Here is a 26,737-nt window from a genome sequence, read left to right as displayed (position 1 = left end):
ACCGAGTCAAATAATGAAGGCTTTGGGTTATTCCACCCAACGCGTATGGCTGCACTGGCTATCAGCGGCAATCATCGTCTGGACCCTGATATCCGGCTTCTACGTCGCCACTGTCGACGTTTCCCCCCGGATCAACCAGTGGGTCTCTTTTCTGAATGTGTCGCTGACGACGGTGTTCATACCGTTTTTCGTCTGGCGGCTCTGTGTTTTCGTCGCTCATGCCCGACACACCGGCGTGAGGACTTTCAATCCGATGGAGAGACTTGCGCTGCTCGTGCACACATTGATTTACCTGGTCATCAGCCTCGTGCTGGTCACCGGCGTATTGATGATGGATCGGCCGATCAATGTGTTCGGGTTGGTCGAGATCGTTCAGCCGCTCAGTAACCGTGAACTTGTCTCCCGATTTTTCACGATCCACATGTGGGCCTGCGTCGTGCTTTCCCTGCTCGTCGTGCTGCATGTTGGCGCGGTCATTGTCCATGAATTGTGTGGCCATCGAGTGCTGCGTCGGATGTCCCTGTGCAGCCGTGTTCGAGGTGAACAACGCCAGTGAGCACGCGCCTTTCCGTCTTTTTCCTGTTGCTGCTGTCTGTCGGCTACGCGGTGTTATTGGCGTGGCAGGAGTGGCGTTTTCGCCTAGGACTCGCCGCGCCCGCACCCGTCGTGGCAACCGTCACGGCGCCAATCGTCCGTGCGCCGCTGGACACGACAGCGGTCATCACCGTCCTCGGTCTCACGGCGCAAGCCCCGCTGCGACCCAGCGCCGAACCGCTGACCTTGCAGGCCAGTTTTGTCCTCGGCAACGGCCTGTCCAGAGCATTGCTGGCCGATGCCCAAGGCGCACGGATGTATCAGGTGGGCGACCGGTTGCCGGGCGGCAGCGTGTTGCGTCGCGTCGAGGCGAATCAGGCGGTGTTGTGGAACAAGGGGCGCGAAGAGGTGCTGGCCCTGCAGACGTCAGCCGCGCGTTTCCTGCAGCGACTTGACGCGCAAACCGAAGCTGCGCCACCCGCCATTTCCACGCGTTACCTACGCCCGCACGCCGGGCAGCCAGAGTGATGACACCCATGAACAGCTTCAAAGGCGCGCACGTGTTGCGCACCCTGCTTTTCCTCTCCGCGTTGGCGACGACACTGTTTCATGGCGAGGTGCAGGCCGAGGAAGAGAAATGGCAACTGGCGATGAACAACGCCGAGTTGCGCGACATCGTCGAAGAGATTTCCACGATTCTCGGAACCACGGTGGTGCTCGACCCGCGCGTCTCCGGGCGCATCACCGTCATGTCCCGCCAGGCCCTCGACCGCGAAGGTGTTCGCCGGTTGTTTTATTCGGTGCTCGATGCCCACAACTTCACGGTGATCGACGAAGGCGACCGGATCCTGATCACGCCGGTCACGGAAGCGAAGACCCGCGCCGGCCAGGGCACCGCGAAAAATACCACCGCGTCGCAATTCGTCACCCAGGTCATCGAATTGAACACCAGCAGTGCCGCTGACCTTGCCGGGCTGGTGCGGCCGCTGGTCTCGGCCAACGGTTATGTCGGCCCGTCGGTGTCGGCCAATGCGCTGGTGGTCACCGATACCGCGGCCAATGTCGGGCGGATTGCCAAGGTCGTGCGGCAGCTCGATTCGGGGCAGAACAGCCTGCATGCGGTGCTGCCATTGCAGCATGCCCAGGCGGCCGATGTGCTCACGATCATTGAGTCGTCGCTGGGCAAGCGCAACGCTGATACAACGATTCAAGTGCTGGCCGACACCCGCACCAACCGCCTGATCTTCATCGGCCCGCCAGCGGTTCGCCAGCGCCTGCTCGACCTGGCGCGTGGCCTCGACACGCCAGCCACCGCGACCCTCGACAACGCCCGGGTCATTCGTCTGCGCCACAGCGACGCCAAGCAGTTGGCCGAGGTTCTGGAAGTGATGGGGCAGGGCCGCAAACAGGCAGCGACCCTGGGCGGGGCGAAGGACAGCCCGTCCGGTGCGACGTTCTCGATCAAGGCTGACGAAAGCCAGAACGCACTGGTGTTGATCGCCGAGCCAGCGCAAGTCCGCACCGTCGAAAGCATCGTGCGCCAGTTGGATCAGCCGCGGGCGCAAGTGCTGATCCACGCCGCCATCGTCGAAATCTCCGGGGACATTTCCGAGGCCGTCGGCGTCCAGTGGGGCGTCAGCACCGGCGACGCGAAAGGCTTTATCAACTTTCCCATGACCGGGGTTCCGATCGTTGGCGGCCTGACCTTCAACGAAAATAAATCAGGCCCTGACGGCGCATTCCTGAAGCTGGGCAGCGACCGATTCGGCGCATTGATTTCGGCGTTGGCCGCCAACAGCCACAGCAACCTGCTGTCCACGCCGAGCCTGCTGACCCTGGACAATCAGGAAGCGGAAATCATCGTTGGCCAGAACGTGCCGTTCAAGACCGGCTCCTATGCCACCAACAGCAGCGGGGCGGACAATCCGTTCACCACCGTCGAGCGCAAGGACGTCGGCATCAGCCTGAAGATCAAGCCGTACATCAACGAAGGGTCGACCTTGCGCCTGGAAGTGGAGCAGGAAGTCTCGGACATCGCGCCCTCGACCGCCGGTATCGCTTCTTCCGACCTGATCACCAACAAGCGCGCGCTCAAAAGCACCATCCTCGCCGACGATGGCGAGATCATCGTGATCGGTGGCCTGATCCGCGACAGCGTGCGCACCGAACGAAGCGGCGTGCCGCTGCTGCGCGAAATTCCTTACCTGGGCGCGCTGTTTCGCTGGACCCGCGACACCCAGGCCAAAAGCAACCTGATGGTGTTCCTGCGGCCGACCATCGTGCGCAGCAAGGAAGACCTGAGCGACGTCAGCCAGCAGCGCTACAACGCGCTGCGCAAATTGAGCCAGCCGGGGGCGCACGAGAACAATTCGTTGCTACTGCCGGCGCAGTCGCGTGAGTTGTTCGACGCGCCTACCGATGCGCCGGTATTCGATGTGCGCAAGCAGGCGCCGGTGAAGCCATGAGCGATAACGTCGAGCCGCTGCCGTTCGGGTTCGCCCGGCGCTTCGGCATTCTGCTGGCGTGTGAGGGGGGCGAACCCTGCCTGCTGCTGCGCGCCGATACGCCGCTGTCGGCGTTATCGGAAGCACGGCGGATGTGCGGCTGCCCTCTGCCCATTCAGGTGCTGGACGCAGAGACGTTCGCCACGCGACTGGCCATTGCCTACCGCGACGGTCAGAGCGCGGCGGAGCAAGTGGCCCAAGGTCTGGACGACGAACTCGACTTGCTGAGCCTGGTCGATCAAGTACCGCAAACCGCCGACTTGCTGGAGCAGCAGGGCGATGCACCGATCATCCGGCTGATCAATGCGCTGCTCAGCGAAGCGGTGCGCGAGCAGGCTTCGGACGTACACCTCGAAACCTTCGAACAGACGTTGTCGGTGCGCATGCGGATCGACGGGCAGCTTCGAGAAATGCTCAGGCCCCGGCGTGAACTGGCGACCCTGCTGGTGTCGCGGATCAAGGTCATGGCACGCCTGGACATCGCTGAAAAACGCATCCCTCAGGACGGCCGGATGACCCTGCGACTGGCCGGACATGAAGTCGATGTACGGGTGTCGACGTTGCCGTCGGCCCATGGCGAACGGGTGGTCCTGCGCCTGCTCGACAAACAGGCCGGGCGCCTGGATCTGCGGCGGCTGGGCATGCCGGATGACACCCTCGCACTGTTGCGCCAATTGCTGGCCAGGCCCCACGGCATTCTGCTGGTGACCGGCCCCACCGGCTCCGGCAAGACCACCAGCCTGTACGCTGCGTTGAGCAGTTTGAACGACCAGACACGCAACATTCTCACGGTCGAAGACCCCATCGAATATCACCTGCCGGGCGTGGGGCAAATGCCGGTCAATCCGAAAGTGGACATGACCTTTGCCCGGGGTTTGCGGGCAATTCTGCGGCAGGACCCGGACGTGGTGATGGTCGGTGAAATCCGCGATCGCGAGACCGCGGAAATCGCCGTGCAGGCCTCGCTGACCGGGCACCTGGTGCTCTCGACGCTGCACACCAACAGCGCAGCCGGCGCGGTGACGCGGCTGGTAGACATGGGCGTCGATGCGTACCTGCTGGCCTCGTCGCTGGTGGGCATTCTCGCGCAACGTCTGCTGCGTACGCTGTGCTCGCATTGCAAGGCGCCGTACCGTGCCGACGCGGCGACGTGCCAGCGTCTCGGGCTCGATCCGACGGCGTCACCGCAGCTGTTCCGCGCGGTTGGCTGTGAGCACTGCCAGCAGGGTTATCGCGGGCGCATCGGGATTTACGAACTGATCAGCGTCACCCCGGCCGTGTCGGCGCTGATTCATCAAGGCGCCGGTGAGCAAGCGCTAGTCGATGAGGCCCGCAAGCTGTCCCGCAGTCTGTTTCAGGACGGTCGACAACGGGTGCTCGACGGCGTGACCAGCCTCGACGAACTCCTGCGCATGACCCGGGAGGATTAGCGCGTGCCGACCTACGATTACCGCGCCGACAACGCCCAGGGTCGACGCTGCAAGGGCCGGCTGGAAGCCGACAGCCCACGCCATGCCCGACAGCTGATGCGTGAGCGCGGTTTGTGGCCGCGTGAGTTGAAAGAGATCAGTGCGAGCGGCTCCAACGGCACGCAACCCCGCCGCGGGCGCTTGCGTGCGGCTGAATTGGCGCTACTGACGCTGCAATTGTCCACGCTGGTTCAGGCCGGTTTGCCCCTGGAAGAAGCGCTTGAGGCGGTGAGCAAACAAAGCACCCGACGCAAGGTGGCGGGGCTGTTGTCCGCCGTCCGTTGCCGAGTGATGGAAGGTCATGCCCTTTCAACCGCATTGGGCTTGTTTCCCAAAGCGTTTCCAGAGCTGTTTCGCGCCACCGTCGCCGCCGGTGAACGTTCCGGTCACCTGGGTCACGTGCTGGAGCAATTGGCGGCGTACACCCAGGCGCGCCAGGCCTCGAGGCAGAAGATCCAGATGGCGCTGGTCTACCCGTTGATCCTGATGCTGGCCAGCGTGGCAATCGTCGGTTTTCTGCTCGGCTACGTGGTGCCGGATGTGGTGAAGATTTTCATCGACAGCGGCCAGCCGTTGCCGTGGCTGACGCAGGCGCTGATCGCTGTGAGCGACGGCCTGCGCCAGCATTTCCTGGCATTGACGAGCGGGCTGGCTCTGCTGATGACCCTGTGGCGCTGGAGTCTGCGCCAGCCGACGTGGCGCCTGCGCTGGCATCGCCTGGCCCTGAACGTGCCGATCGCCGGCGAGGTGCTGCGGGCGATGGAAGCCGCACGGTTCGCCAGCACCTTGGCGATCCTCGGCAAGAGTGCCGTACCGCTGGTGGACGCGCTGGAAATCGCCGCCGCCGTCATCGGCAACCTGACCATCCGTGCCCGCATGGTCGATGTCGCCCGCTCCGTCCGCGAAGGCGGAACCCTGACCCGTGGCCTGGAACTCAGCGGCGACATCCCACCGATGATGCTGCACATGATTGCCAGCGGCGAACGCGCCGGCGAGCTCGATCAAATGTTGGTGCGCGCCGCCGAGCAACAGGAAAACAGCCTGGCGGCGCGCATCGCCCTGGTCGTCAGTCTTTTCGAGCCGGCCATGCTGGTGCTGATGGGCGGCGTCGTGCTGCTGATCGTCATGGCCATCCTTCTCCCGATTCTCAGCCTCAACCAATTGGTGAATTGACCCATGCACTCTCTACGCAGCAACTCGCCCCGCGGGCAACGCGGTTTCACTCTGATCGAAATCATGGTGGTGGTCGTGATCATCGGTGTGCTGGGGGCCATCGTGGTGCCGCAGTTCATGAGCCGTCCCGACCAGGCCAAAGTCACCGCGGCAAAAATCGATATCCAGGCCATCGCCACCGCCCTGGAAATGTACCGCCTCGACAACTTCCACTACCCCTCGACCCAGCAAGGGCTGGAGGCGTTGAGCAAACGTCCGTCGGGCCTGCCGGCAGCGCGTAACTGGAACCCTCAGGGCTACCTGAAAAACCTGCCGGTCGACCCGTGGGGCACGCCTTACCAATTTCTCAATCCCGGCGTGCAATCGATCGATGGCAGCTATGACCTGTATTCCCTCGGTTCCGATGGCGTGGTGGGCGGCGAAGGGCATGCGGCCGATATCGGCAACCGGGACCACTGATTCATGCGCCAACGTTGTCGGGGGTTCACCTTGCTCGAAATGATGATCGTGATGGTGTTGATCGGCGTGCTGCTGGGCATGGTGAGTTTTGCCGCCGGGCCGAATCCGCTGCGCCAGGCCCGGCAGGAAGCACAGGGCATCGCGGCGATGATCCAACAGTTGCGCGAACGGGCGGTGCTGGACGGCGTGGAGTACGGCCTGCGCCTCAGTGACGGCGGTTACCGCGCGATGCGGCTCGGTGCCCAGGGTTGGGAACCGCAGGCTGCGTTTCAGCCGTGGCCCGATGCGTTGCGGCTGCACCTTGAGCAGGATGGGCATTCCTCGACGCTGGGCGCTGATGAAGGGCCCCCGCAATTGTTGCTGCTCAGCAGCGATGAGAGCAGCGCCTTCACCCTGACGTTTTCCACTCGGGATGGCACGCTTTTGAGCCTGTCGAGCGATGGCCTGGGTGAGGCCGTGATTGATGATTGAGGGCGGATCGTGGGCGCGTCGGCGTGGGTTCACGCTGCTGGAAATCATGGTCGCGCTGGCGGTGTTCTCGACGCTGGCGGCGGCCGTGTTGTCGGCGAGCCAATACGTGGTGAAGCAAACCGGTGCGGTCGAGGAGCGGCTCTTTTCGACCTGGCTGGCCGATAACCGCCTGAATGAACTACGCCTGCAACCCGGTTTGACCGTCGGCCAACAGCAGCGGCAGGTGCACATGGATCGCCGCGACTGGCTGCTGCGCGAGCACGTCAGCGCCTCCACGGATCGGCGACTGCTCAACGCCGAGGTTGAGGTCAGCCTCGCCGGCCGCGAGCGAATCCTCCACCGCGCCAGTGGCTGGATACCCGATCGGCATGACTAGGCAAACCGGGTTTACCTTGCTGGAGCTGGTCATCGCGATGGCGATCTTTGCCTTGCTTGGCCTGGCCAGTTGGGGCCTGTTCGATGGTGTCGTGCGCGTGCAGCAGGGCACCACCGCCCATGAACGTGACTTCAGACGCCTGCAACGGGCGATGGCGGTGATTGAGCGGGACGTGATGCAGGTCACCCGCGCGCCCGTGGTGCTTCAGTACACAGTGCTGCACATGCAGCGCAGTCACTGGCGCAATCCTTTGGACCAGCCGCGCAGCGAACGGCAGGGCCTGAGCTACCGACTCGAAAGCGGGGTGCTGTGGCGTGAAAGCCAGGGTGAAGGCACGCCCCTGCTGCAGCGGCAAAAACTGCTCGATGATGTTCGGGCGTTGCGTTGGCGCGTGTTCGATCGTCAATCCGGCTGGCGTGACGAGTGGCCGTCCGGGCGAGACGCGGAGCAGCCGCTGGCCGTGGAGCTGCAGGTCTCGGTGGGGCGTTTCGAGACGATTCGGCGGGTGCTGCTGTTGCCAGGGGCGTTGCCATGAACCGGGGTCAACGGGGCATCGCGTTGATCAGCGTGTTGCTGGTTCTGAGCCTGGTTCTGCTGATCACCAGTGGCTTGTTGCGCAGCCACCGACTGTCGCTGCAAAGCAGTGGGCAGGCGTTGCAACACGTGCACTTGCGCCAGCTCGCGATGGCCGGGGAAAGCTGGGCCATCTTGCAGTTGCAGGACGCCGCGCGGGCTTCGCCAAAAAACGTCGACTTGACGCAAGAGTGGGCGCAAGCGACGCCCGAGTTCGACATCGAGGGCGGGCAGGTCAGCGTGGAAATCGAAGACCTTGCCGGGCGCTTCAATCTCAATTCTTTGCTGACTCAGGGACGGATCGATCAGGTCACGCTCAAGCGGTGGGAACGCTTGCTCGAGCGGCTTGATCTGCCGCCGCTGTCATTGAGCCAGGTCGGCGCATTACAGGAGTTGAGCCAGTTGCGCCTGTTGCCGGGCGTAGACGGCCCGGTGCTGCGGCAACTGGAACCGTGGGTCGCTTTGTTGCCCGCGGATGCCGCCCTGAATATCAACACTGCCTCCGCGACGGTGCTGAGGGCGCTCGATGGCGTTGAAACGTCCACGGCCAACGCCTTGGTCCGCCAGCGTTCGACGACCTCGTGGGCGAGCGTTCAGGCGTTTACCCAAGACCCGCTGTTGTCCGGTGCAGGCCTGAGCAGCCATGGCCTGGGAATCGGCAGTCGCTGGTTTCGAATCACCGTGCAGGTGGTTGACGGGCAAAGCCGTCTGCGTCTGGCCACTGACGTCGAACGTGACCCCAAGACGCACCACTTCAAGATCCTGCAACGACGTCTTCTTCCCGCGAGTGCCCACGAGATGCCCCGATGAACAGCTGGCTTTACCTCACCGCCGACGGCCTGGCCACCGCGTCGAACGATTGGCCCTGCTGCGTGTGGTCATCGACCGGACAGCGCCAGCTCATAACGCTGGACCAGGCTGAGAAAATGCTCAGCGGGCAAACGATCGATCTGTTGTTACCGATGGAAATGTGCAGTTGGGTGCGCAGTGATCCGTGGCCTTCAAGGCGCCAACCCAGCCTGCAAGCCATTGCGTTTGCCGTGGAAGATCAACTGGGTGACACGCTGGAAAACCTGCACCTGAGCGTTGGTGCTCGCGACCGCGACGGGCGTTATCCGGTGATGGTGATTGAGCGACAACGATTCGCCGGCCTGCTGGAGCGGTTGGCCGAGGTGGGCATTGAGGTCCGTTCGGTCGTTGTCGATGCGGACATGTTGCCTGGGGCTGAACCGCTGGTGGTCCGCTGGTTCGGTCGATGGCTGGTCGGCGGCGCAATGCCGGCCCGCGTAGCGCTGCAGGATGACGGGCTGACCGCGCTCAGACGCGTCTTGCCCGCGGATACCCGCTGGATCGACGAGCGTCACGAAGCGGTCGATGTCGAACAGTGCCTTCGCCACTCGCAAGCCATCAACCTGCTGCAAGGCGCCTTCGCCCCGCGCGGCAAACATCTGCCCTGGCGCCACGCGGGTCTGGCGCTGCTGACACTGTTGCTGCTGACCTGGGGCGCCAGCGCGGCGCGGCTGCAGTTTCTCGAGAGTGAAACCGGTCGGCTTTATAGCCAGAACGAACAGCGGTTCAAAACGCTTTACCCTGATCAGACCCGCATCGTTGATCTGGCGACGCAACTCAACGCGCTGCACAGCCGCACCGCTGAACCGGAGACGACGCGCATCGCCGGTTTGGTGAGCCTGATCGAGCAGGTCATTGGCGCAAGCCATGTCGAGGTCCGGCGTATTGAATTTCGGGCGGGCGACGGTTGGAGAATCCAGCTGACCGCCAATAGTTTCGCCGAGCTGGAGCAACTGCGTGAGCGCGGACGCCAGCAAGGTGTGCCGGTGAGACTCGACAGTTCGAGTCGGGAGCAAAACCGCGTACAGGCGACGCTGACGGTGGAGCACAACCTATGAAAGCTGCCTGGCAACGCCTGTCCGTGCGCGAGCAACGCCTGTTGCTGGTCATGGGCGCATTTCTATTGATCGTCGCGGCGTTCAGCCTGGTCTGGCAACCGACTCGCCAGGGTCTGGAGGGCTCCGAGCGTCGGTATCAGCAGCAGGTGATCCTCGCGGCGCAGCTGCAACACGCGCAACCCCGCAGTCCGGTTCCGGTTGATAGCGATCAGCCCATGTCACTGCGCCTCAGCGAAAGCGCCACAGCGGCAGGCCTCGAACTGCACCGGATGGACGCCGACAACGACCTGCTGCGCCTGACCCTCAGCGGCGACGCGAAGACGCTGCTGCAATGGCTGGACCGCACCGAGCGTGACGGCGCAACCCTGCAATCGCTGACCCTGGAAAAGCGCGATTCGGTGCTTGAGGCGCGGGTGGTACTCAGGGCCTCCGCGCCACCTCTGTAGGAGCGCGCTTGCTCGCGAAACACGTCAACGATTGCGCGTGCCGTCTGGATGATCGCGTTGCCCGAATGTTTTTCGCGAGCAAGCTCGCGCCTACAGTTGCGTGGTTCCCGGCAACGGCGGCAACTTCGCCAGTTTCAACGCGATCAGCAATGCCACCACCAGCAACGTACCGATAAACAACCCGATCCCGTTCCACCCGCCAAGGTGCCAGAACACGCCGCCCGCCGTCCCGGCAACGCTGGACCCGGCGTAATAGCTAAACAGGTACAGCGACGACGCCTGGCCCTTGGCTTTGGTGGCGCGGCGGCCGATCCAGCTGCTGGCCACCGAGTGCGCGCCGAAGAAGCCGAAGGTGAAAATCAGCATGCCGATGATCACCACCGGCAGCGACGTGAGCAGGGTCAGGGCGAGGCCGGCGAGCATCAGCACGATGGTGGCCCAGAGCACTTGGCGGCGACCGAGCTTGTCCGCCAGTGCACCGATTTTCGCCGAGCTGTAGATGCCCGACAGGTACACCACCGACAGCAAGCCGACGAAGGTCTGGTCCAGGTGATACGGCTCGGCGAGCAGGCGATAGCCGATGTAGTTGAACAGCGTGACGAACGCGCCCATCAACACGAACGCTTCGAGGAACAATAGCGGCAAACCGGCGTCGCGAAAGTGCAGGGTGAAGCCGTCGAGCAGGCTGCGCGGATGCAGCGAGCGGGCGCGGAAGTTGCGCGATTCAGGGAGGATTTTCCAGAACACCGCCGCCGCGATCAGCGCCAGGCCGCCGATCACCAGCATCGCCGTGTGCCAGCTGACGAAGTCGATCAACACGCCGGTGATCAAGCGTCCGCTCATCCCGCCAATCGCATTGCCGCCGATGTACAGGCCCATCGCCAGACCGATGTGTTGCGGATGGATTTCTTCACTCAGGTAGGTCATGGCGACCGCCGCCAGGCCGCTCAACGACAAGCCGATCAGCGAGCGCATCACCAGCACGCCGTGCCAGCTTGGCATCATCGAACTGGCGATGGTGCACAGCGCCGCGGCGAACAGCGCCGCGACCATCACCGGTTTACGCCCGACCCGGTCGGAGATGGGACCGGTGATCAGCAGGCCGATGGCAAGCATCCCGGTAGCGACCGACAGAATCAGGCTGCTTTGTGCCGCGTTGATCGAATATTCGTGGGACAGCAGCGGCATCATCGGTTGTACGCAGTACAGCAGCGCGAAAGTGGCGAAGCCGCCGCAGAACAGGGCCAGCACCGTGCGCATGAACATCGGCGTGCCTTTTTCGATGTAGATTTCCTTGAACTCGGCGACGGCATCGTCCAGCGCGGCGGGCGGAACTTCATGGGCGAGTGGGGCGACAGCAGTTTTCACTTCAGACCTCGGGGCAGGCAGCCGGTCAGGCAATGAAAAAAGCATATAGCTGGCTAATGATTCAATCCAATATATTGTTCGACCTGTTTAAGAGGTTTTGCGACCTAATGGAGTTTTCATGGAATTGCGACACCTGCGCTACTTCATTGCCGTTGCCGAAGAACTGCACTTCGGCCGCGCCGCACAGGTGCTGGGCATCTCGCAACCGCCGTTGAGTCAGCAGATTCAGGCGCTGGAGCAGGAGGTCGGCGCGCGGTTGTTCGAACGTACCAATCGTCGGGTCGAGCTGAGCGAGGCCGGTCGTCTGTTTCTGGAAGAGGCGCGATTGGTGCTGGCGCAGGTCGATAAAGCCGCCGATGTGGCGCGTCGGGCGCAGTTGGGGGAACTGGGGGAACTGAAGATTGGTTTCACGTCATCGGCACCGTTCAACTCGACCATTCCCCAGGCGATTTTTTCGTTTCGTCAGCGCTTCCCCGCCGTGCATTTGAACCTGCGGGAAATGAGCAGTACCCAAGTGGCCGATGCATTGGTCGATGAGTCGATCGAAGTCGGGATCATGCGGCCGTTGGGGTTGCCGGACTCGCTCAGTGTGGTCGAGCTGATGCGCGAGCCATTGGTGGCGGTGCTCAGTTCCAAGCATCCGCTGGTGCAGGACAGCGAGGAGGGATTGTTTCTGTCAGCCCTGGCACTCGAGCCGTTCGTATTTTTCCCACGCAGCTATGGCAGCGGTTTGTATGCGCAGTTGCTCAGCCTCGCGCGGGATGCCGGCTTCAGCCCGCACTTCGCGCAAGAGGCGGGCGAGGCCATGACGATTATCGGATTGGTGGCGGCGGGGTTGGGCGTGTCGGTGTTGCCCGCGTCGTATCAGCGGATGCGCATTGATGGTGTGGTCTATCGGCCTTTACTCGATCCCGAAGCCGTTTCGGCCGTGTGGCTGGTGCAGCGAAAGGATCAAAAGTCCCCCATGGCCAAGGCCTTCGTCGACCTGCTGACCCGCAAGGTCGAACCCCTCAAGTCATGACCGACACAAACCTGTAGGAGCCAGCAAGCCGGCTCCTACAGGTTTTGCATTCTTCCAATAGGTCTTGTGGGACGTTTCCTAAGACGCATTCCGGAAGGCTACAACACCTTGCGGCAGCGCCTACGACTACGCCAGAATCCGCCGGCTTGTGCGCTTTTAGGGCCGTCGGTAACTTGGTTCGTGTCACTGGCTCCCAGTGATCGGGTTTAGTAGCTCGTGGTTTTGCGAAGCGTATTGGCGTTCCATTCGGTCAGGCCAGTTGTCGTGATACGTAAACACAGGACCAACTTGGTAACGGTCGTGCCACTGAGCACGACCGCTCCGGATCGTTTACTCGATCACCATCTTGAACTGCGCAGTCACCTTCACGGGGCGAGTCCGACCTGCTGGGCAAAATGCGACATGGTTGCGACAGTAAGCCTTTCCAGACTCGACCTCATCAAAAGTCGAGACCGTCAGGGAAAGCGTGTTTATGTCGTATCACAACTTGAAACAGACGAATTCTACGCAATCAAAATCGCAGTACGCAGCGCCCTTTGTCGTTTCTGGCGTTACGCCCAGCGCTTGAAGATCAACGACGTATTCACCCCGCCAAACGCAAAGTTGTTATTCATCACAAACTGATTCTTCATCTGCCGAAACTCGCCGCGCAGGTAATCGAGCTTGCCGCAGTTCGGATCAACCTCATCGAGGTTCAAGGTGTGCGCATACAAATCCCGGTTCATCATTTCGATGCTGAACCACGACTCCAGCGCCCCGCATGCGCCGAGGGTGTGGCCGAGGAAACTCTTCTGCGAACTGATCGGCATGTGCTCACCGAACAGGCTGCTGGTCGCCAGGGTTTCGGCGATGTCGCCCTGTTCGGTGGCGGTGCCGTGGCCATTGACGTAGCCGATGTCCGAGGGCTGTAAACCGGCGTCTTCCAGGGCCAGTTCCATGGCCCGGCGCATCGTTGCCTGTTCCGGGCGCGTGGTGTGCTGGCCGTCGGCGTTGCTGCCGAAACCGACGAGTTCGGCATGGATGTGCGCGCCGCGCGCCAGGGCGTGCTCCAATTCTTCGAGCACCAGCATGCCGCCGCCTTCTCCGATCACCAGGCCATCGCGACCGCTGTCGTAGGGGCGCGGGGACGTTTGCGGTGCGTCATTTTTCAGGCTGGTGGCGTAAAGCGCGTCGAAGACCATGGCTTCGGTGGGGCACAGTTCTTCGGCACCGCCAGCAAGCATCAACGGCAGACGGCCGAACTTGATCGACTCGTAGGCATAACCGATGCCCTGGCTGCCGCTGGTGCAGGCGCTGGAGGTGGGGATCAGTCGGCCGGTGAGGCCGAAGAAGATGCTGATATTCGCCGCCGTGGTGTGCGGCATCATGCGCACGTAGGAGTTGGCGTTCAGGCCCTCGGCCACGGAATTGAGCAACATGTTGCCGAACGCCTTGATCTCGTCGGTGCTGCCCGTGGAGGAACCGCAGGCGACGCCCATGCGCCCGTCCTTGATCGATTCGTCACCGAGCAAACCGGCGTCGGCCAGTGCCTGTTCCGCCGCGCCGACGGCCAAGCGCGAAACGCGTCCCATGCTGCGCAGTTGCTTGCGGGTCCAGTGACTCGGCACTCTGAAATCATCGATCGGCCCGGCCAGGCGCGTGTTGAGTTCAGTGAAACGATCCCACTCGTCCATCCGGCGGATGCCGCTGCGGTTGGCCGCAAAGTTGGCGGCGATGGTGTCCCAGTCGCTGCCCAGCGAGGTGATGCCGGCCATGCCGGTGACGACGACGCGCTTCATCAGCACAGGCCTCCGTTGACGGCCAGAACCTGCCGGGTGATGTACGACGCTTCCGCCGACATCAGGAAATTCACCGCGCCGGCCACCTCTTCCGGGGTGCCCATGCGCTGTGCGGGAATCATTTTCATCAGTTCTTCCACCGGCACGTTTTCGTCAAGCATGGCTGTGTCGATCAAGCCGGGTGCGACACAGTTGACGGTGATTTTGCGCTTGCCCAGTTCGATCGCCAACGCTTTCGCCGCGCCGATCAAACCGGCCTTGGACGCGCTGTAGTTGACCTGCCCTCGATTGCCGATCAAACCGGATACCGAGGTGATACACACGATGCGCCCGGCCGCGCGCCGACGGATCATCGGCATCATCACCGGGTGCAGCACGTTGTAGAAACCGTCGAGGTTGGTGCGCATCACCACGTCCCAATCATCCTCGCTCAGCGCCGGAAAAGCACCGTCACGCGTCAGGCCCGCGTTGAGCACCACGCCGTAATAGGCGCCGTGGTTTTCCACGTCGGCTTCGAGAATGGCTTTGCAGCTGGCGCGGTCGGACACGTCGAATTGCAGGATGCGTGCGTGGCGGCCCAGGGCTTCGATTTCGCCCTTCACCGCCTCGGCGTCGGCCAGACCGCTGCGGCAATGGAGCACGATGTCGTGCCCGGCCAGGGCCAGGCGCAAGGCGATGGCACGGCCGATGCCACGGCTGGAACCGGTGACCAGTACGGATTCAGTCATGGCGAGGTTCCTTGTGCAGGGTTTTCATGAAGATATTGAGTCGCCTGAGGCGGGCGGAACACGTTCAGCCGTGCGGTGGCGTGAATGCCGGGGGCGTTGATGTGGCATTCGAACACGCCCATGCCGTTGTCGTCTTCCAGCGAGCGGATCCCGTGGATGGTCAACTCGGTGCCGGCGGGGAAATGTTCGACGTTGCATTCGAATTTACGCGTGCCCAGCAGGAAGCCCAACTCCACCGCATCACCCCGCTGGCGCGCATGGCAGCCGGCGTAAGCGGCCACGCTCTGGGCCATCAGTTCGATGCCGACCCACGCCGGCAGGCTGCCGTCGGGACGACTGAACAGGCCGTCGGGCTTGACGGTGAGACGGGTGTGAATCTGCTCGTCGTCGAACGCGATGATCTGATCGATGAGGATCATGTCGCCAGCGTGCGGCAGCAGTTCGGCGAGCGGCCAGTCAATCATGGGGCGTCTCCGATAATCAGGCTGACGTTATTGCCACCGAAAGCGAAGGAATTGCTCATCAGGTAGCGCGGTGCAATGGACGCCAGGCGATCGGTTGCGGTCACCCATTTCAGGGACGGCAGATCGGGGTCTGGCTGGCCATCCCAGACGTGGGGCGGCAACGACTGTTCGTGGTTGTCGGCGCTCAGGCTCAGCCAGCAGAACGCCGCTTCCAGCGCGCCGGCCGCGCCAAGGGTGTGGCCGGTCATGGGTTTGGTCGATGAACACGGCACGCCGGCCGGAAACAGCGTCGTCACCGCCAGGCTTTCCATGGCGTCATTGTGTTGGGTAGCGGTGCCATGCAGGTTCAGGTAACCGATCTGTCCGGCTTGCAGGTTTGCGCGGCTCAAGGCTTTGCGCATCGCTTGCAGGGCGCCGCGGCCGCTCGGTTCTGGGGCTGAAATGTGGTGCGCATCAGAGCTGGCGCCACTGCCGAGGAGGGCAATCGACCGCTTGTCACCGGCATGTTTGGTCATCAGAAACAGCACCGCCGCTTCGCCGATGTTGATGCCGTTGCGGTTCACCGAGAACGGGTTGCAGCGTTGCTCGGAAACCGCTTCCAGCGCCGAGAACCCGTTGAGGGTCAGCTTGCACAAACTGTCGACGCCACCGCACAGCACCGCGTCGCACAGGCCCAGGTCCAGCAGGCGCTGGGCACTCATCAGCGCCCGGGCGCTGGAGGTGCAAGCGGTGGAAATCACGTAGGCCGGGCCGCTCAGTTGCAGCCAGTCGGCGAGGAAATTCGCCGGCGCGCCGAGCTCCTGTTGCTGGTAGTCGTAATCGGCGGGGAACTGCTGCTCGCGGATGTAATGGGCCAGCCCGCGACTGGCTTCGTCGATGCCCGAGGTGCTGGTGCCGAGGATCACGCCAATGCGGTCGCGCCCGTAGGTGTGGATTGCTTGATCGATGTCGCTGCGGATTTGCAGCGCCGCTTCCAGCAGCAGTTGGTTGTTGCGGCTGCTTTGCGTTGCCAGCTCCGCCGGGATCGACGCCAGGTCGCCGCGCACGGCGGCCACCGGCAACGAACGTTCCGGCACCCAGCCGGCCTCGCTGCGCATGCCGGAGCAATCGCCGGCAAACAGGTTGCGCGCCACTTCCCGTGTGCCGCGGCCCAGGGCGCAGATCAGCCCGAGGGCGTTGAGGTAGGCGGTCATGGCGTCTCACCGGTCAGGGGCGTGACCTGATACGTCGGGCCTTGCGGCAATTTCAATTCAAAGCTCAGCGGTTGTGCGTAACGAACGTCCCAATGCGCCGGCAGGGAGCGTTGCGCGCCATGCTGCCAGGCCTCGGGGTAGTTGCCGGTCAGCTCGTCCCTGGGCGTCAGCGCGAACATCAGTGCGGCGAACAACGCGCGGGCTTCCGGATTGGGCGGCAGCAGACCGTCGGCCTGCCATTGGCCGTCGATCAGTTTCTGCCGTGCCTGGGGAATGCCTAGCAGGTCCATCATCGACCAGCGAATGCCCGGACCTTCCCGCGCAATCACCAGCACCCAGTCCTGACGCTGGCCGTCGAGCAGGCGCTGGATGTGCAGTTGTTGCGGCAGGGGCATGTTAGGGGAGTGTTCAGGCAGCGGCGCCTGGCTGGCGCAGGCGCTCAGCAGCAGGGCCGCGCCGAGCAGCAGGAATTTCAGAATATTCGCTGGTCCTGTGGGAGTGGGTATGCGTTTTGATTGATTGACAATGAACATCACACGGCACCTTCAAGCGGTTTGCGCGCCACCGCATTCACCAACGTTTCTTCCCGTTGCCCAAAGGGTTTTGGCTGACGCAGACCCAAACGTTCAAGCAGGCCGAAATCCCTGGCACGGCTCCACCATAAATACGGATACGACACGTTGTGCGCGGCGAACTGGAAACCCTGGCGACGAAGCATGTCGAGGTACCCGGCAGCGCTTTTCTGCACGTGCATCGGATGGCGGAACAACCAGCGAATCACCCAGGTATCAATGTAAGCCTCGGTGGATTCGGCGAACAGCAGATAACCGCCCGGCTTGAGCACCCGGTAGAACTCCGCCAGCGCCTTTTCCTGTTCCACCAGGTGATGGAAGGTCTGGTGACAGAACAGCAGGTCGATGCTGGCGTCCGGCACGGCGAGGGTCGCGCAGTCGCTGCCGATCAACTCTACGTCGATGCCCTGGCGGACGGCTTCTTCGCGGCTCAGGTCGAGGCTGTGCGGGTCGGCGTCGACACCGATCAGCCGTTGCGGGGCAAAGGTCTGGCGCAGGTACTGGAACGACTTGCCCTGGCCGCAACCGGCATCCAGCAGCACCGGATGATCGGGCAGCGGTTCGCTGAACAGACTGCGCAGGTCATTGATCGCCACGCGCAGCACATGATGCTGCCAAGTGTGGCTGCGCAAGAACCAGAAACCGAAGCGGGTCTCTTCGACGTAGTCTTCGCTCAAGTAACTCACGAGGCATCCCTCGCACAGAGTTCCGACAGCATCCGCAGCCGGCGCTTCGGTTCGGCCACGAATGGATTGCGCTCGTCCCAGGCATAACCGGCGAGGATCGAACTGATCATGCGGCGGATGTCCGGTGAGCTGTCCGGATGGTAAATCACGTCCTGGAACGTCCCGGCGTACCAGCCTTCGACGTAGCAGCGGAAGGTATCGACGCCGCGCTTGAGCGGTTCGGCGAATGCTGTTTGCCAGTCGACGCTTTCCCCTTGCAACTGCCGGTGCAGAACCGCGGCGGCCATGCTTGCCGAGCGCATGGCGATGGTCACGCCGGAGGAGAACACCGGGTCGAGAAATTCCGCTGCGTTGCCGAGCAGCGCGAAGCCCGGCCCGTGCAAGGTTTTGACGTTGGCGGAATAGCCGCCGATGGTGCGCGCCGGGGTATCCCACACGGCATTCTTCAGCACGCCGGACAGGCTGGGGGTTTCGGCGATGAAGCCGCGCAGGCAGTCATCCAGATTGTCGGTGCGACCGGCAAAATGCTCCGCCGCCGCGACCACGCCCACCGAGCAGCGGCCGTTGCTGAACGGGATGGTCCAGAACCAGATATCCCGTTGAGTCGGGTGCGTGGTGACGAGGATTTTCGTGCGGTCGAAGGTCGGATGCTCGATACGGTCTTCGATGTGGGTGAACACTGCCTGACGCACCGGGAAATTCGACGGTGCTTCGAGATCGAGCAGGCGCGGCAGGACGCGGCCGTAGCCGCTGGCGTCGAGCATGAAATCCGCTTCGATGCGGTACTCGCTGCCGTCCTCACGCTGGACGCCGAGTAGCGGTTTCGCCCGCGCGATATCCACGCTGACGATCGCTTCGCCGTAGCGGATTTCCACGCCTTGCAGCGCCGCTTGATCGGCCAGCAGTTTGTCGAAATCGGCGCGCAGGACCTGGAAGGTGGTCGGCTTGCCGTTGCTGAAGGTGTCGCCGAAATCGAAGGCGCTGTACTGCTCGCCCCAGGCGAACGCTGCGCCGGTTTTCAGCTGGAAACCGGCAGCGTTTACCGCCTCGAGCATGCCGGCTTCTTCGACGAAATCCAGGCAGTGCGACAGCAGGCTTTCGCCGATGGAGAACCGTGGGAAACGCTGACGCTCGATGACCAGCACGTCGTGCCCTTTGCGCTTGAGCAGCGCGGCGGCGATGGCGCCCGACGGACCGGCGCCGATGATCACGACCTGACGACGTTCCATTTCAATGGTTGGCATGGGGGCTCCTTGCCGGGATGGCAGCCAGAGGAATTCGATGCATGCCGACCAATGCCGGCAGCAGTGTCGCGATCAGGCCCATCAGCATCAGCGCGAAGTAAAGCGGCGGGCTGATGAGGTGTTGTTGCAGCAGCAGGTTGAGAAAGACGATCTCGCTCAGGCCGCGAATATTCAGCAGGATACTTTCACGCCAGCGGCTGGCGCCGGCAAACGAAGCGCCGGCCCAACCCAGTCCGAGCCAGTTGCCCAGCAATTTACTGGCGATCGGCAGCAGCAACAGCATGGCCAGTTGCAACCAGCTCAGGCTGTCCATGGCGCTGTGGACGTTGATCTGCACGATGCCGAACGTGAGGATCAGTGGAATCGCGACCCAGGTCTGCAGGCGGGTCATCCAGATCGCCGGCACGGGCAGCACCAGCGGTATCTTGAGCATCGCCATGCACAGCAGGTAACCGATGCCGACGATCAGCGCGTTGAGCTTGTAGTGCTCGGCCACCACCAGCAGCGCGAAGAAACAGCCGCTGTACAGCCGCGGCTGGCGCAAGCCGAGCAGGCGCAACAGCAAGGGCAGGCAGGCGCAGGCCAGCGGCAACAACAGGCTGCTCAAGTGCAGGCTGCCTTGGGCGATGGCGAAAATCGTCCAGCAGGTGAGGTCGATCAGGATCGCGGTCTGCACCAGACGCCGGGTGGCCGTGGTCGGGTAGCCGATGTGGCGCAGGTACAAATACAGCACCGGGATCGCGGTGATGGCGAACAGCAGGCCGACCGCGAGCGAACTGATCCACGGCTGTGGCGGCAGCCACCAGACCGCGGTCGCGAGCCCGCAGGCAAACGGCACGCAGAAACTCGGCAAGGCGATTTTCAGGCTTTGGCGATCGAGCCGCAGATCAATCACGTCACTGAGGATGTAACCCAGCAACAACGCGAAACTCAGGCTGTAGAGGTTTTTCAGCCAGACCGGCGCGACCAGCGTTGCGCCGCTCAACTGCCATTGCGGTTCGATCCAGAAGTACATCAGCAGTGGCAGGCCGACCGTGGCCAGCAGCAACTGGCTGACGATCGGGATCAGGCCGAAGTGTCGGCCCACCCGCGTGGCCACGGCGAACAGCGCCAGGGCCATTGCCCAAAACAGCACGATCATCATGCTGCCGACTCCGCGACCGTGGCCGCATGTACCTGGCGTCCGGCCCACGGCGCGAGCAGAAAGCTGAACATCAGGCCCAGGCTGACCGACAGCCCGAAATTGCTCACCGCCGGCGTGCTGGACACCGCCAGCAAACCGAACGACAGCCAGGTGGTCAGCGCCGCCAGCAAGGTGCCCAGCAGGCTCACGGCGGCACCGCCGACCTGTTCGCGCATGAGGATCGCGTAGTCGACGCTGATCGCCGTCACCAGCAGCAAGCCGAACAGGCTGAACAATGTCAGCGGTTGGCCGAGCCAGCCGAGACTGGCGAGGCTGCACAATGCTGCCAGCAGCGGCAGGGCAACAATGCGCAGCGCGCCTCCCAAGCCGAACGGCAGAATCAGCGCCAGCACGATCAGTACGCAGGAGGCGAGTTTCAATTCAGCGGCGCTGATCTGCGTCCTGGCAAACACGTCGTTCAATTCGCCGAGGCGATCCACCAGTTCTACCCCCGGCAAGTCCAGTGACTGAACCCGCAGCAGCGCCGGGTTGTTCAGGCCCTGCAGGCTGACCATCGCCGCCACGCCGTCATCGGTCGGCCCCAGCCACAGTGGGCGATAGGGCTCGGCCAGCGGACCGGTCAGCGCGCTGTCGATGTCTTCGGTGGACAACGCCTGCAATGTCGCCAGCTCGGTTTTCAGCGCATCGAGCGGCACACCGACGTCGAGCAGCGGTTGCCAGAACTGCGGCAGTTTATTCAACGCTTCACGCACCTGGCGCTGTTCACTGGGCGGGCTGACCAATTGATTGAGCGACAGATACCCCTGAAGTTTGTCGAGATTGACCAACTGATCCAGGCGCTCGCTCAACGCAGCCTGGCGCTCCAGCAATTGCTGCTGATTGGCTGCGCGCACCAGGAAGAACTGGCTAGTAGGCTGGTAGCCGGTGATACGCGCGATGGTCTGCGCTTCGTCAGTCAATTGCTGCGGCGCACCGACCCACTGGCGAATATCGTTTTTGCTCTGGAGCTGCAACAGCCCCCCCACACAGAAAGCAATCAACAGGGCCAGCAGCACCGGCGTGCGCGTGATTCGCAGCAGCGACTCACGGCGATCCAGCAAATATTCGGACACTCGCAGCGGCCACTGCGCCGGGCGCAAATCCGCCCCCTTGAGCAGCGCGGGCAGGAGGCACACCGCCGAAAGGTAAGCGCCAAGCAGCCCTGCGGCAGAGAACACGGCGATCTGGGTCAGGGCCGGGAACGGTGTCCAGGCCAGCGCGAGGTAACCGATGCAGCTGGTGACCAGGCTCAGAGTCAGGCCCGGCAAGGTCAGGCGCAAGGCCGGCCAGCTGTGCCAGGGTTTCAGGCTCCAGCTCTTGGACAGATAGTGCAGCGGGTAGTCGACCGCGACGCCGATCAGGCTGGAGCCGAGCACCAGGGTGATCACGTGCATATGGCCGAACAACGCCACGCAGGCCACCGCGCCGAACAGCATGCCCACCAGCACCGGGACGAACGCCAGCAACACCCGCCAGCGGCGGAACGCCAGCAGCAACAGCAACAGAATGCCGACGGTTGCACCGCCGCCGACCCACGTCATTTCGCGGGTGGCTTGTTGCTGACCATTGGCCGCATAGAGCAGGCCGCTGGCGGCCAGCAGTTGCACATCGGATTGAGCGGCTTCCTCACGGCTGTGCTTGAGCAGCGCCGCGACCTGCAGCGGCAGGTTCATGTCGAAGGCATTGCCGGTGGTGCGCGCCCGCAGCAACACCCAACTCTTGCCGTCGGCATCGGCAACCAGGGCGCCGCTGCCGATGTCCAGTTGCACCGAACCGTGTTGTGGCTGGCTGTTCTGGATGCGCCCGGTCAGACCCAGCCAGTCGTCCTGGCTCGGCACCAGGCTGAACCCGGTGAACGGGTCGAACAGCGCTTGAACCCGTTGCTGGATAAACGCGTCGGGGTGCTCGATCAGTTGCTGCCGGTCCGTTTCCGCAAGCATCGCCAGTCGACCCTGCAACAACTGCGTGCGCAGCGCCGGCAAGTCGGCATGCAATGTCCACTGGACCTTTTCGAACAAACCGCTGGCCTGCCATTGCTCGCCGAGTTTTTCCGCCATAGCGACCGCGTGCTGACGATCCTGGTGGCCGACCAGCACCAACATTTCCCGGTTCAGCGGCTCCTGCATGCGCTGTTCGGCGCGCAGTTCCAGCGCGTCCGGCGCCGTACCGGGCACCAGTTCCATCAGGTTCGCTGACAGGGGAGCGCCGTTGCGCCATTGCCAGCCCGCGAGCGCGAGCACGGCCAGCAGCAGGATCAGGAACAGGCGCGGAAGCATGCGTTCACTCGGCAAAGTCATGTAACTCCGCGTCGCTCAACGGTTGGCTGGCGGTGCTGTCCTGCATGCGCAACAGCGTGATGTCGCCCTGGGTTTCCAGCAGTTCGATGCTGTGCACCAGTTCGCCGCCGGTGATGTTGATCTGATTGAACACCTGTTTGAGCAGCAGCGAGCGGGGGATCAAGGTCAGCTTCCAACGCTGCGCATCGCCGCTCAGGGACAGTTCGAAGTCCCTTTGCAACCCGCTGCTGTCGCCTTGCAGCACGGCGAGGAACAAGCGGTTCTGCTCGGCGCCGGCATTCTTGCCCGGCAGCAGTTGCCAGCCGCTGGCGTCACGCCGCGCGATGCCTTTGGCGGTGATGCGGTAATCCTGCTGCAGCGGGGTTTTCAGCAGCCAGAGCAGGCCGTGGTTTTTGGCGAGGACGAAGGTGCCCTTGCTGGTCAACGGCTGGGGGAGGGCGCGCAGGTGTTTTTCCTGGATGAAGCCACCGTGGATCACTTCGGGTTTGCTCAGTTGATCGCTCAACTGCTGCAAATCAAAGGCATGCGCCAGCCCCGGAATGCCCAGTAACACGCAGAACACTGCAGGAGCGAGCCTGCTCGCGAAAAACCTGAGAGCGCCGCGCAGTGTCTGGTGCCCCGCGTCATCGTTATCGACCATCGCGAGCAGGCTCGCTTCTACTTCGGAGGTCATGTCAGCGCCCTCTCAACGGCGTCGGTGAAGACCTTTGGTGAGGCCAGTTGCATCTCACGGCTGGCCATGTCGACCGCGACTTGCACCGACATGGCGCGGGTCAGGCGTTCGCCGGTTTGCAGGTCGCTGATCAGGTAATTGATCTTCAGACGGTTCTCCCACTCCACCAGATTGGCCCGCACGTTCAGTTTCTGCCCGAACACGGCGCCGCGCACGTAGCGCAGTTGCAGGTCGATCACCGGCCAGGCGTAACCCGATTCGACCATCGCGCTGTAGTTGTGGCCGATCCTGTCCAGCAGCGCGCAGCGGGCGATTTCCAGGTATTTCACGTAATGGCCGTGCCAGACCACGTTCATGGTGTCGACGTCAAAGAACGGCACGAGGATTTCCGTATCGATGTGAAGCACGCCCTTGCTACGCATGCAGCCTCCAGTGTTGCTCGGTAATTCGCTTCAGGCACAGGCGCAATTCGCCTTCCAGCGCGCGGTCTTCGATGACCGGCGGGAAATCCCGGGCCAGGTCTTCGTGCATGGCGGCGAGGACGGGCGGCAACGGGCGTGCGTCCTCGGCCTTGCTGCGCAGCCACACGCCTTGATTGGCAGCCAGCAGCGTGGCGGCAGCGACCTGTTCGGTCAGCTCCAGCACACGAATCGCGTCGCGAGCGGCGATGGTGCCCATGCTCACCTTGTCCTGGTTGTGGCATTCGGTGGAACGCGAAAACACGCTCGCCGGCATCGTATTTTTCAAGGCTTCGGCGGTCCAGGCACTGGTGCCGATCTGCACGGCTTTGAAGCCGTGGTTGAGCATCGCACGATCCGCCGTGGCGCCGGACAGGTTGCTCGGCAAACCATGGTTGTAACGCTCGTCCACCAGCAACGCGAGTTGCCGGTCGAGCAGGTCGGCGACGTTGGCCACCAGGTTTTTCAGGCTGTCCATGGCGAACGCGATGTGGCCGCCATAGAAATGCCCGCCGTGCAGCACGCGTTCGGCTTCGGCGTCGATGATCGGGTTGTCGTTGGCGCTGTTGAGCTCGATCTCGATGAACCCGCGCAGCCAGTTCAGGCTGTCGGCCAGGACGCCGAGGACGTGGGGCGCGCAACGCAGGGAATAGCGATCTTGCAGGCGATGCAGCGGCGCGGTCGGCGCGTCGATTGCCAGGTCCTTGCGCAACCATGCGGCGACTTGCATCTGTCCCGGATGCGGTTTGGCAGCGAACAGGCGCTCGTCGAAGTGCTCCGGGTTGCCCTGCAACGCGACCACGTTCAGCGCGGTGATGCGCGTGGCCAGTTGCAGCAGATAGTCGGCGCGGGCGTAGGCCAGGCAGGCGAGGCCGGTCATGACCGCGGTGCCGTTCATCAGCGCCAGGGCTTCCTTCGGCCGCAACACCAGCGGCTGCCAGCCGAGTTCGCGGTGCACGTCGGCGGCTTGGCGGTGTTCGCCACGGAACATCACGTCGCGTTCGCCGGACAAGGTCGCTGCAACGTAGGACAGCGGCGTCAGGTCGCCGCTGGCCCCCACCGAACCCTCTTCCGGAATCAGCGGCAGGATGTCGTGCTCGAGAAACGCTTGCAGACGTTCCAGCAATTCGATGCGAACTCCGGACACGCCATGGCACAGCGACTGCAACCGCGCCGCGAGCACGGCGCGGGTGGCTTGGGCGTCGAGCAACTTGCCGAGCCCGCAACCATGGAACGTGTACAGATGACGCGGCAACGCTTCGACGTGATGCAGCGGCACCGCGACCACGCAGGAATCACCATAGCCGGTGGTCACGCCATAGATCACCCCTTCCTTGTCCAGCAGGGAATCGAGAAATCGCGCGCCCTTGGCGATGCGCTCGCGGTAAGCGGGATCGCCCTGCAACTGCGTCGGCGCCTGACGGTTGGCCAGGGCCAGCACGTCTTCGATGCGCAATGGGAGTTCGCCGAAGGTTACCGGCTCAAGCGTTGGCGTCGTCATCGGTCTTCCAGAAAGGGTAAAAGTTGAACCATTGTTGAGGCGCTTCGAGGCAATAGTGACCCAGGCGTTCGGCGTAGCGGGAGGCCCACTGATGAATGACCTGTTCTCGATCACTTCGTTTCCAGGTGATCGCGTCGGCGAACGGTTCGAGGGTCAGTCGATAATCACCGTCGGGCTTCTTCAGGCACAGCAGCAGGTTGACCGGGCACTTCAACAAACCCGCCAGTAGCCACGGCCCTTGCGGGAATTTCGCCGGGTGGCCAAGAAAATCCACGGTCACGCTGCGCCCGCCATGCAGTGGCACACGATCGCCGGCAATCGCCAGCCACTCGCCGCGCTTCAGGCGTTCGTGCAGTTGCAGCATGATCACCGGATCAAGCTCGCTGACCTGGATCAGCCGCAGATTGGTCGCCCCGGCTTCGCCGAGCAAGCGATTGAATTGCTCGGCGTGCTTGGTGTGCACCAGCACGTTCATCGTGACCTTTTCGCCAAGTTCCGCCAGCGCCCGGCACACTTCGAGATTGCCCAGATGGGCGCCCACCAACAGTTGGCCACGACTGCCGCGCAGCTGATTGCGCAGCAACGCCGGGTCGATGATTTCGATCTGCTCGATGCTCAGCTTGCCGTTCCACACGTCGAGTTTGTCGAGCATCGAATCGGCGAAGGCCATGAACTGGCCGAACACCCGCCATTGGGTCGGGCGTAGTTCGTTGCGATTGCTCCAGTCGGCGAGGCGCTGCTGGTATTGCCAGGCACTGCGGCGGGCATCGCGGCCGAACAGGAAAAAGTACAGGACGATGCCGTACAACAGCGGGCTCAACAGTCGGCGACCGAGTACCTTCGCGCTAAACGCAGTGAGCTTCATCAGCCAGAAACTGCCGCGCTCCTGGCGGTCGGCCCAGTGCTCTTTATCGACGCCGCTGCTCATGCGCGCCACCGCCGCCACAGGATCGCCGGTGCCCGCAGCAACATGCCGAAGAACAGCCGGGTGTGCATGCTCGAAATCAAGACATTGTCGTGAAACATTCTGAAGTGCGAGACGCCGTCCAGCGGATAACGCACCTGGGTGGGCAGCCATTGCATCGGCTGATTGCGCCAGGCCAGGCGCACCAGGATGTCCGAGTCGAAGTCCATGCGCTTGCCGATCTTCGCCGAGTCGATCAGCGCCAGGGTCGGTGGCAATGGATAGACGCGGAAGCCGCACATGGAATCGCGGATCTGCAAGGACAGCGTGTTGATCCAGACCATGACGTGGGTCAGGTAGCGCGCGTACAGGCGACCTTTCGGCACGCTGGCGTCGTACTGCGGATAGCCGCAGATCACCGCGCGCGGATGGGCGCGTGAGTGTTCGATGAAGATCGCGACGTCCTGCAGATCGTGCTGACCGTCGGCATCCACTTGCAGGGCGTGGCTGAACCCCAGGCGCGAGGCTTCACGCAGACCGGTCATGACCGCACCGCCCTTGCCCTGGTTGGCGGCGAGGCGGATCAGGTAAACCATTTCGCGCCGGGCCAGTTGATCGAGCACGGCCGCGCAGGCCTGATCGCTGGCGTCGTCCACCAGAATGCACGGCAGGCCGCAGGCAATCAGGGCATCGACCACGGTGGTGATCGCGGTTTCGTGGTTGTAGACGGGGACGATGGCGCAGGGGTTATGCAT

General features: G+C 63.1%; 29 protein-coding genes. 14 read left to right on the top strand and 15 right to left on the bottom strand.

Annotated elements, in window-relative coordinates; genetic code table 11:
• Positions 1–13: 13 nt before the first annotated feature.
• From NTD84_RS04890 to NTD84_RS04835, 12 genes are read left to right on the top strand one after another with little or no spacing between them, the layout of a single operon-like run.
• Positions 14–556, top strand: a complete 543-nt coding sequence (locus NTD84_RS04890) for a cytochrome b (RefSeq protein ID WP_262163879.1) — start codon at positions 14–16, stop codon at positions 554–556.
• Entirely contained in the window at positions 553–1,062 is a 510-nt protein-coding gene (locus NTD84_RS04885; RefSeq protein WP_262163878.1) for a CobW-like GTP-binding protein, read from the top strand. Before NTD84_RS04890 ends, NTD84_RS04885 begins: the two co-directional genes overlap by 4 nt.
• 8 nt (positions 1,063–1,070) lie before the next feature.
• Positions 1,071–2,999 (top strand): type II secretion system secretin GspD, encoded by a 1,929-nt coding sequence (gspD, locus tag NTD84_RS04880; RefSeq protein ID WP_262163877.1) that lies wholly within the window; start codon positions 1,071–1,073, stop codon positions 2,997–2,999.
• The gene (gene gspE, locus NTD84_RS04875) at positions 2,996–4,468 is read left to right on the top strand and encodes a type II secretion system ATPase GspE (RefSeq protein WP_262163876.1); all 1,473 of its coding nucleotides are present in this window, start codon (positions 2,996–2,998) and stop codon (positions 4,466–4,468) included. Before gspD ends, gspE begins: the two co-directional genes overlap by 4 nt.
• Positions 4,469–4,471: 3 nt before the next feature.
• The gene (gene gspF / locus NTD84_RS04870; RefSeq protein ID WP_262163875.1) at positions 4,472–5,680 is read left to right on the top strand and encodes a type II secretion system inner membrane protein GspF; all 1,209 of its coding nucleotides are present in this window, start codon (positions 4,472–4,474) and stop codon (positions 5,678–5,680) included.
• Between the two features lie 3 nt (positions 5,681–5,683).
• Entirely contained in the window at positions 5,684–6,139 is a 456-nt protein-coding gene (gene gspG, locus NTD84_RS04865; RefSeq protein ID WP_262163874.1) for a type II secretion system major pseudopilin GspG, read from the top strand.
• 3 nt (positions 6,140–6,142) lie between these two features.
• On the top strand, positions 6,143–6,610 hold the full coding sequence (gspH, locus tag NTD84_RS04860) for a type II secretion system minor pseudopilin GspH (RefSeq protein ID WP_262163873.1): 468 nt from the start codon (positions 6,143–6,145) through the stop codon (positions 6,608–6,610).
• Positions 6,603–6,986 (top strand): type II secretion system minor pseudopilin GspI, encoded by a 384-nt coding sequence (gene gspI / locus NTD84_RS04855; protein WP_262163872.1) that lies wholly within the window; start codon positions 6,603–6,605, stop codon positions 6,984–6,986. Before gspH ends, gspI begins: the two co-directional genes overlap by 8 nt.
• Positions 6,979–7,521, top strand: coding sequence for a type II secretion system protein GspJ (locus NTD84_RS04850; protein WP_262163871.1), 543 nt, complete (start codon positions 6,979–6,981; stop codon positions 7,519–7,521). The genes gspI and NTD84_RS04850 overlap by 8 nt, the downstream gene beginning before the upstream one ends.
• Complete coding sequence (locus NTD84_RS04845) at positions 7,518–8,369, top strand: type II secretion system protein GspK (protein WP_262163870.1); 852 nt, start codon at positions 7,518–7,520, stop codon at positions 8,367–8,369. Before NTD84_RS04850 ends, NTD84_RS04845 begins: the two co-directional genes overlap by 4 nt.
• Positions 8,366–9,466 carry a type II secretion system protein GspL gene (gene gspL / locus NTD84_RS04840; protein WP_262163869.1) on the top strand — a complete coding sequence of 367 codons (1,101 nt, stop codon included), beginning with the start codon at positions 8,366–8,368 and terminating at the stop codon, positions 9,464–9,466. Before NTD84_RS04845 ends, gspL begins: the two co-directional genes overlap by 4 nt.
• A complete protein-coding gene (locus NTD84_RS04835; RefSeq protein WP_262163868.1) occupies positions 9,463–9,912 on the top strand; it encodes a type II secretion system protein M in 450 nt (149 codons plus the stop codon). Before gspL ends, NTD84_RS04835 begins: the two co-directional genes overlap by 4 nt.
• Positions 9,913–10,002: 90 nt before the next feature.
• On the opposite strand, the gene NTD84_RS04830 is transcribed toward NTD84_RS04835, so the two are convergent.
• Complete coding sequence (locus tag NTD84_RS04830) at positions 10,003–11,280, bottom strand: MFS transporter (RefSeq protein WP_262163867.1); 1,278 nt, start codon at positions 11,278–11,280, stop codon at positions 10,003–10,005.
• A 118-nt stretch (positions 11,281–11,398) separates the two neighbouring features.
• Here NTD84_RS04830 and NTD84_RS04825 point away from each other — a divergent pair, with 118 nt between their 5' ends.
• Both NTD84_RS04825 and NTD84_RS04820 read left to right on the top strand, forming a co-directional pair.
• Positions 11,399–12,301, top strand: a complete 903-nt coding sequence (locus NTD84_RS04825) for a LysR family transcriptional regulator (protein ID WP_262163866.1) — start codon at positions 11,399–11,401, stop codon at positions 12,299–12,301.
• Positions 12,302–12,517: 216 nt separating this feature from the next.
• A complete protein-coding gene (locus tag NTD84_RS04820) occupies positions 12,518–12,925 on the top strand; it encodes a type II toxin-antitoxin system PemK/MazF family toxin (protein WP_262163865.1) in 408 nt (135 codons plus the stop codon).
• On the opposite strand, the gene NTD84_RS04815 is transcribed toward NTD84_RS04820, so the two are convergent.
• The 14 genes from NTD84_RS04815 to NTD84_RS04750 are packed head-to-tail and all read right to left on the bottom strand — an operon-like array spanning position 12,853 to position 26,737.
• Positions 12,853–14,079 carry a beta-ketoacyl-ACP synthase gene (locus tag NTD84_RS04815; protein ID WP_262163864.1) on the bottom strand — a complete coding sequence of 409 codons (1,227 nt, stop codon included), beginning with the start codon at positions 14,077–14,079 and terminating at the stop codon, positions 12,853–12,855. The genes NTD84_RS04820 and NTD84_RS04815 overlap by 73 nt on opposite strands.
• On the bottom strand, positions 14,079–14,807 hold the full coding sequence (fabG, locus tag NTD84_RS04810; RefSeq protein WP_262163863.1) for a 3-oxoacyl-ACP reductase FabG: 729 nt from the start codon (positions 14,805–14,807) through the stop codon (positions 14,079–14,081). Before fabG ends, NTD84_RS04815 begins: the two co-directional genes overlap by 1 nt.
• On the bottom strand, positions 14,804–15,271 hold the full coding sequence (locus NTD84_RS04805) for a hotdog family protein (RefSeq protein ID WP_262163862.1): 468 nt from the start codon (positions 15,269–15,271) through the stop codon (positions 14,804–14,806). Before NTD84_RS04805 ends, fabG begins: the two co-directional genes overlap by 4 nt.
• Positions 15,268–16,464 carry a beta-ketoacyl-[acyl-carrier-protein] synthase family protein gene (locus NTD84_RS04800; protein WP_262163861.1) on the bottom strand — a complete coding sequence of 399 codons (1,197 nt, stop codon included), beginning with the start codon at positions 16,462–16,464 and terminating at the stop codon, positions 15,268–15,270. Before NTD84_RS04800 ends, NTD84_RS04805 begins: the two co-directional genes overlap by 4 nt.
• Complete coding sequence (locus NTD84_RS04795) at positions 16,461–16,997, bottom strand: hypothetical protein (RefSeq protein WP_262163860.1); 537 nt, start codon at positions 16,995–16,997, stop codon at positions 16,461–16,463. Before NTD84_RS04795 ends, NTD84_RS04800 begins: the two co-directional genes overlap by 4 nt.
• A complete protein-coding gene (locus NTD84_RS04790; RefSeq protein WP_262163859.1) occupies positions 16,997–17,722 on the bottom strand; it encodes a class I SAM-dependent methyltransferase in 726 nt (241 codons plus the stop codon). Before NTD84_RS04790 ends, NTD84_RS04795 begins: the two co-directional genes overlap by 1 nt.
• Positions 17,719–18,966 (bottom strand): NAD(P)/FAD-dependent oxidoreductase, encoded by a 1,248-nt coding sequence (locus tag NTD84_RS04785; protein WP_262163858.1) that lies wholly within the window; start codon positions 18,964–18,966, stop codon positions 17,719–17,721. Before NTD84_RS04785 ends, NTD84_RS04790 begins: the two co-directional genes overlap by 4 nt.
• Entirely contained in the window at positions 18,953–20,110 is a 1,158-nt protein-coding gene (locus NTD84_RS04780; RefSeq protein ID WP_262163857.1) for a sodium:proton antiporter, read from the bottom strand. The genes NTD84_RS04785 and NTD84_RS04780 overlap by 14 nt, the downstream gene beginning before the upstream one ends.
• Positions 20,107–22,446 carry an MMPL family transporter gene (locus NTD84_RS04775; protein WP_262163856.1) on the bottom strand — a complete coding sequence of 780 codons (2,340 nt, stop codon included), beginning with the start codon at positions 22,444–22,446 and terminating at the stop codon, positions 20,107–20,109. The genes NTD84_RS04780 and NTD84_RS04775 overlap by 4 nt, the downstream gene beginning before the upstream one ends.
• The gene (locus NTD84_RS04770) at positions 22,430–23,119 is read right to left on the bottom strand and encodes an outer membrane lipoprotein carrier protein LolA (RefSeq protein ID WP_262163855.1); all 690 of its coding nucleotides are present in this window, start codon (positions 23,117–23,119) and stop codon (positions 22,430–22,432) included. The genes NTD84_RS04775 and NTD84_RS04770 overlap by 17 nt, the downstream gene beginning before the upstream one ends.
• Positions 23,116–23,541 (bottom strand): acyl-CoA thioesterase, encoded by a 426-nt coding sequence (locus tag NTD84_RS04765; protein WP_262163854.1) that lies wholly within the window; start codon positions 23,539–23,541, stop codon positions 23,116–23,118. Before NTD84_RS04765 ends, NTD84_RS04770 begins: the two co-directional genes overlap by 4 nt.
• Positions 23,534–25,078: a histidine ammonia-lyase gene (gene hutH / locus NTD84_RS04760; protein ID WP_262163853.1), complete on the bottom strand. Its 1,545-nt coding sequence runs from the start codon at positions 25,076–25,078 to the stop codon at positions 23,534–23,536. The genes NTD84_RS04765 and hutH overlap by 8 nt, the downstream gene beginning before the upstream one ends.
• Positions 25,059–26,006 carry a glycosyl transferase gene (locus NTD84_RS04755; protein WP_262163852.1) on the bottom strand — a complete coding sequence of 316 codons (948 nt, stop codon included), beginning with the start codon at positions 26,004–26,006 and terminating at the stop codon, positions 25,059–25,061. Before NTD84_RS04755 ends, hutH begins: the two co-directional genes overlap by 20 nt.
• Positions 26,003–26,737 (bottom strand): glycosyltransferase family 2 protein, encoded by a 735-nt coding sequence (locus NTD84_RS04750; RefSeq protein ID WP_262163851.1) that lies wholly within the window; start codon positions 26,735–26,737, stop codon positions 26,003–26,005. The genes NTD84_RS04755 and NTD84_RS04750 overlap by 4 nt, the downstream gene beginning before the upstream one ends.

This window comes from Pseudomonas sp. 14P_8.1_Bac3, from assembly GCF_025466085.1.
Taxonomy (GTDB): Bacteria; Pseudomonadota; Gammaproteobacteria; order Pseudomonadales; family Pseudomonadaceae; genus Aquipseudomonas.
This window is presented reverse-complemented; position numbering and strand designations above follow the sequence as displayed.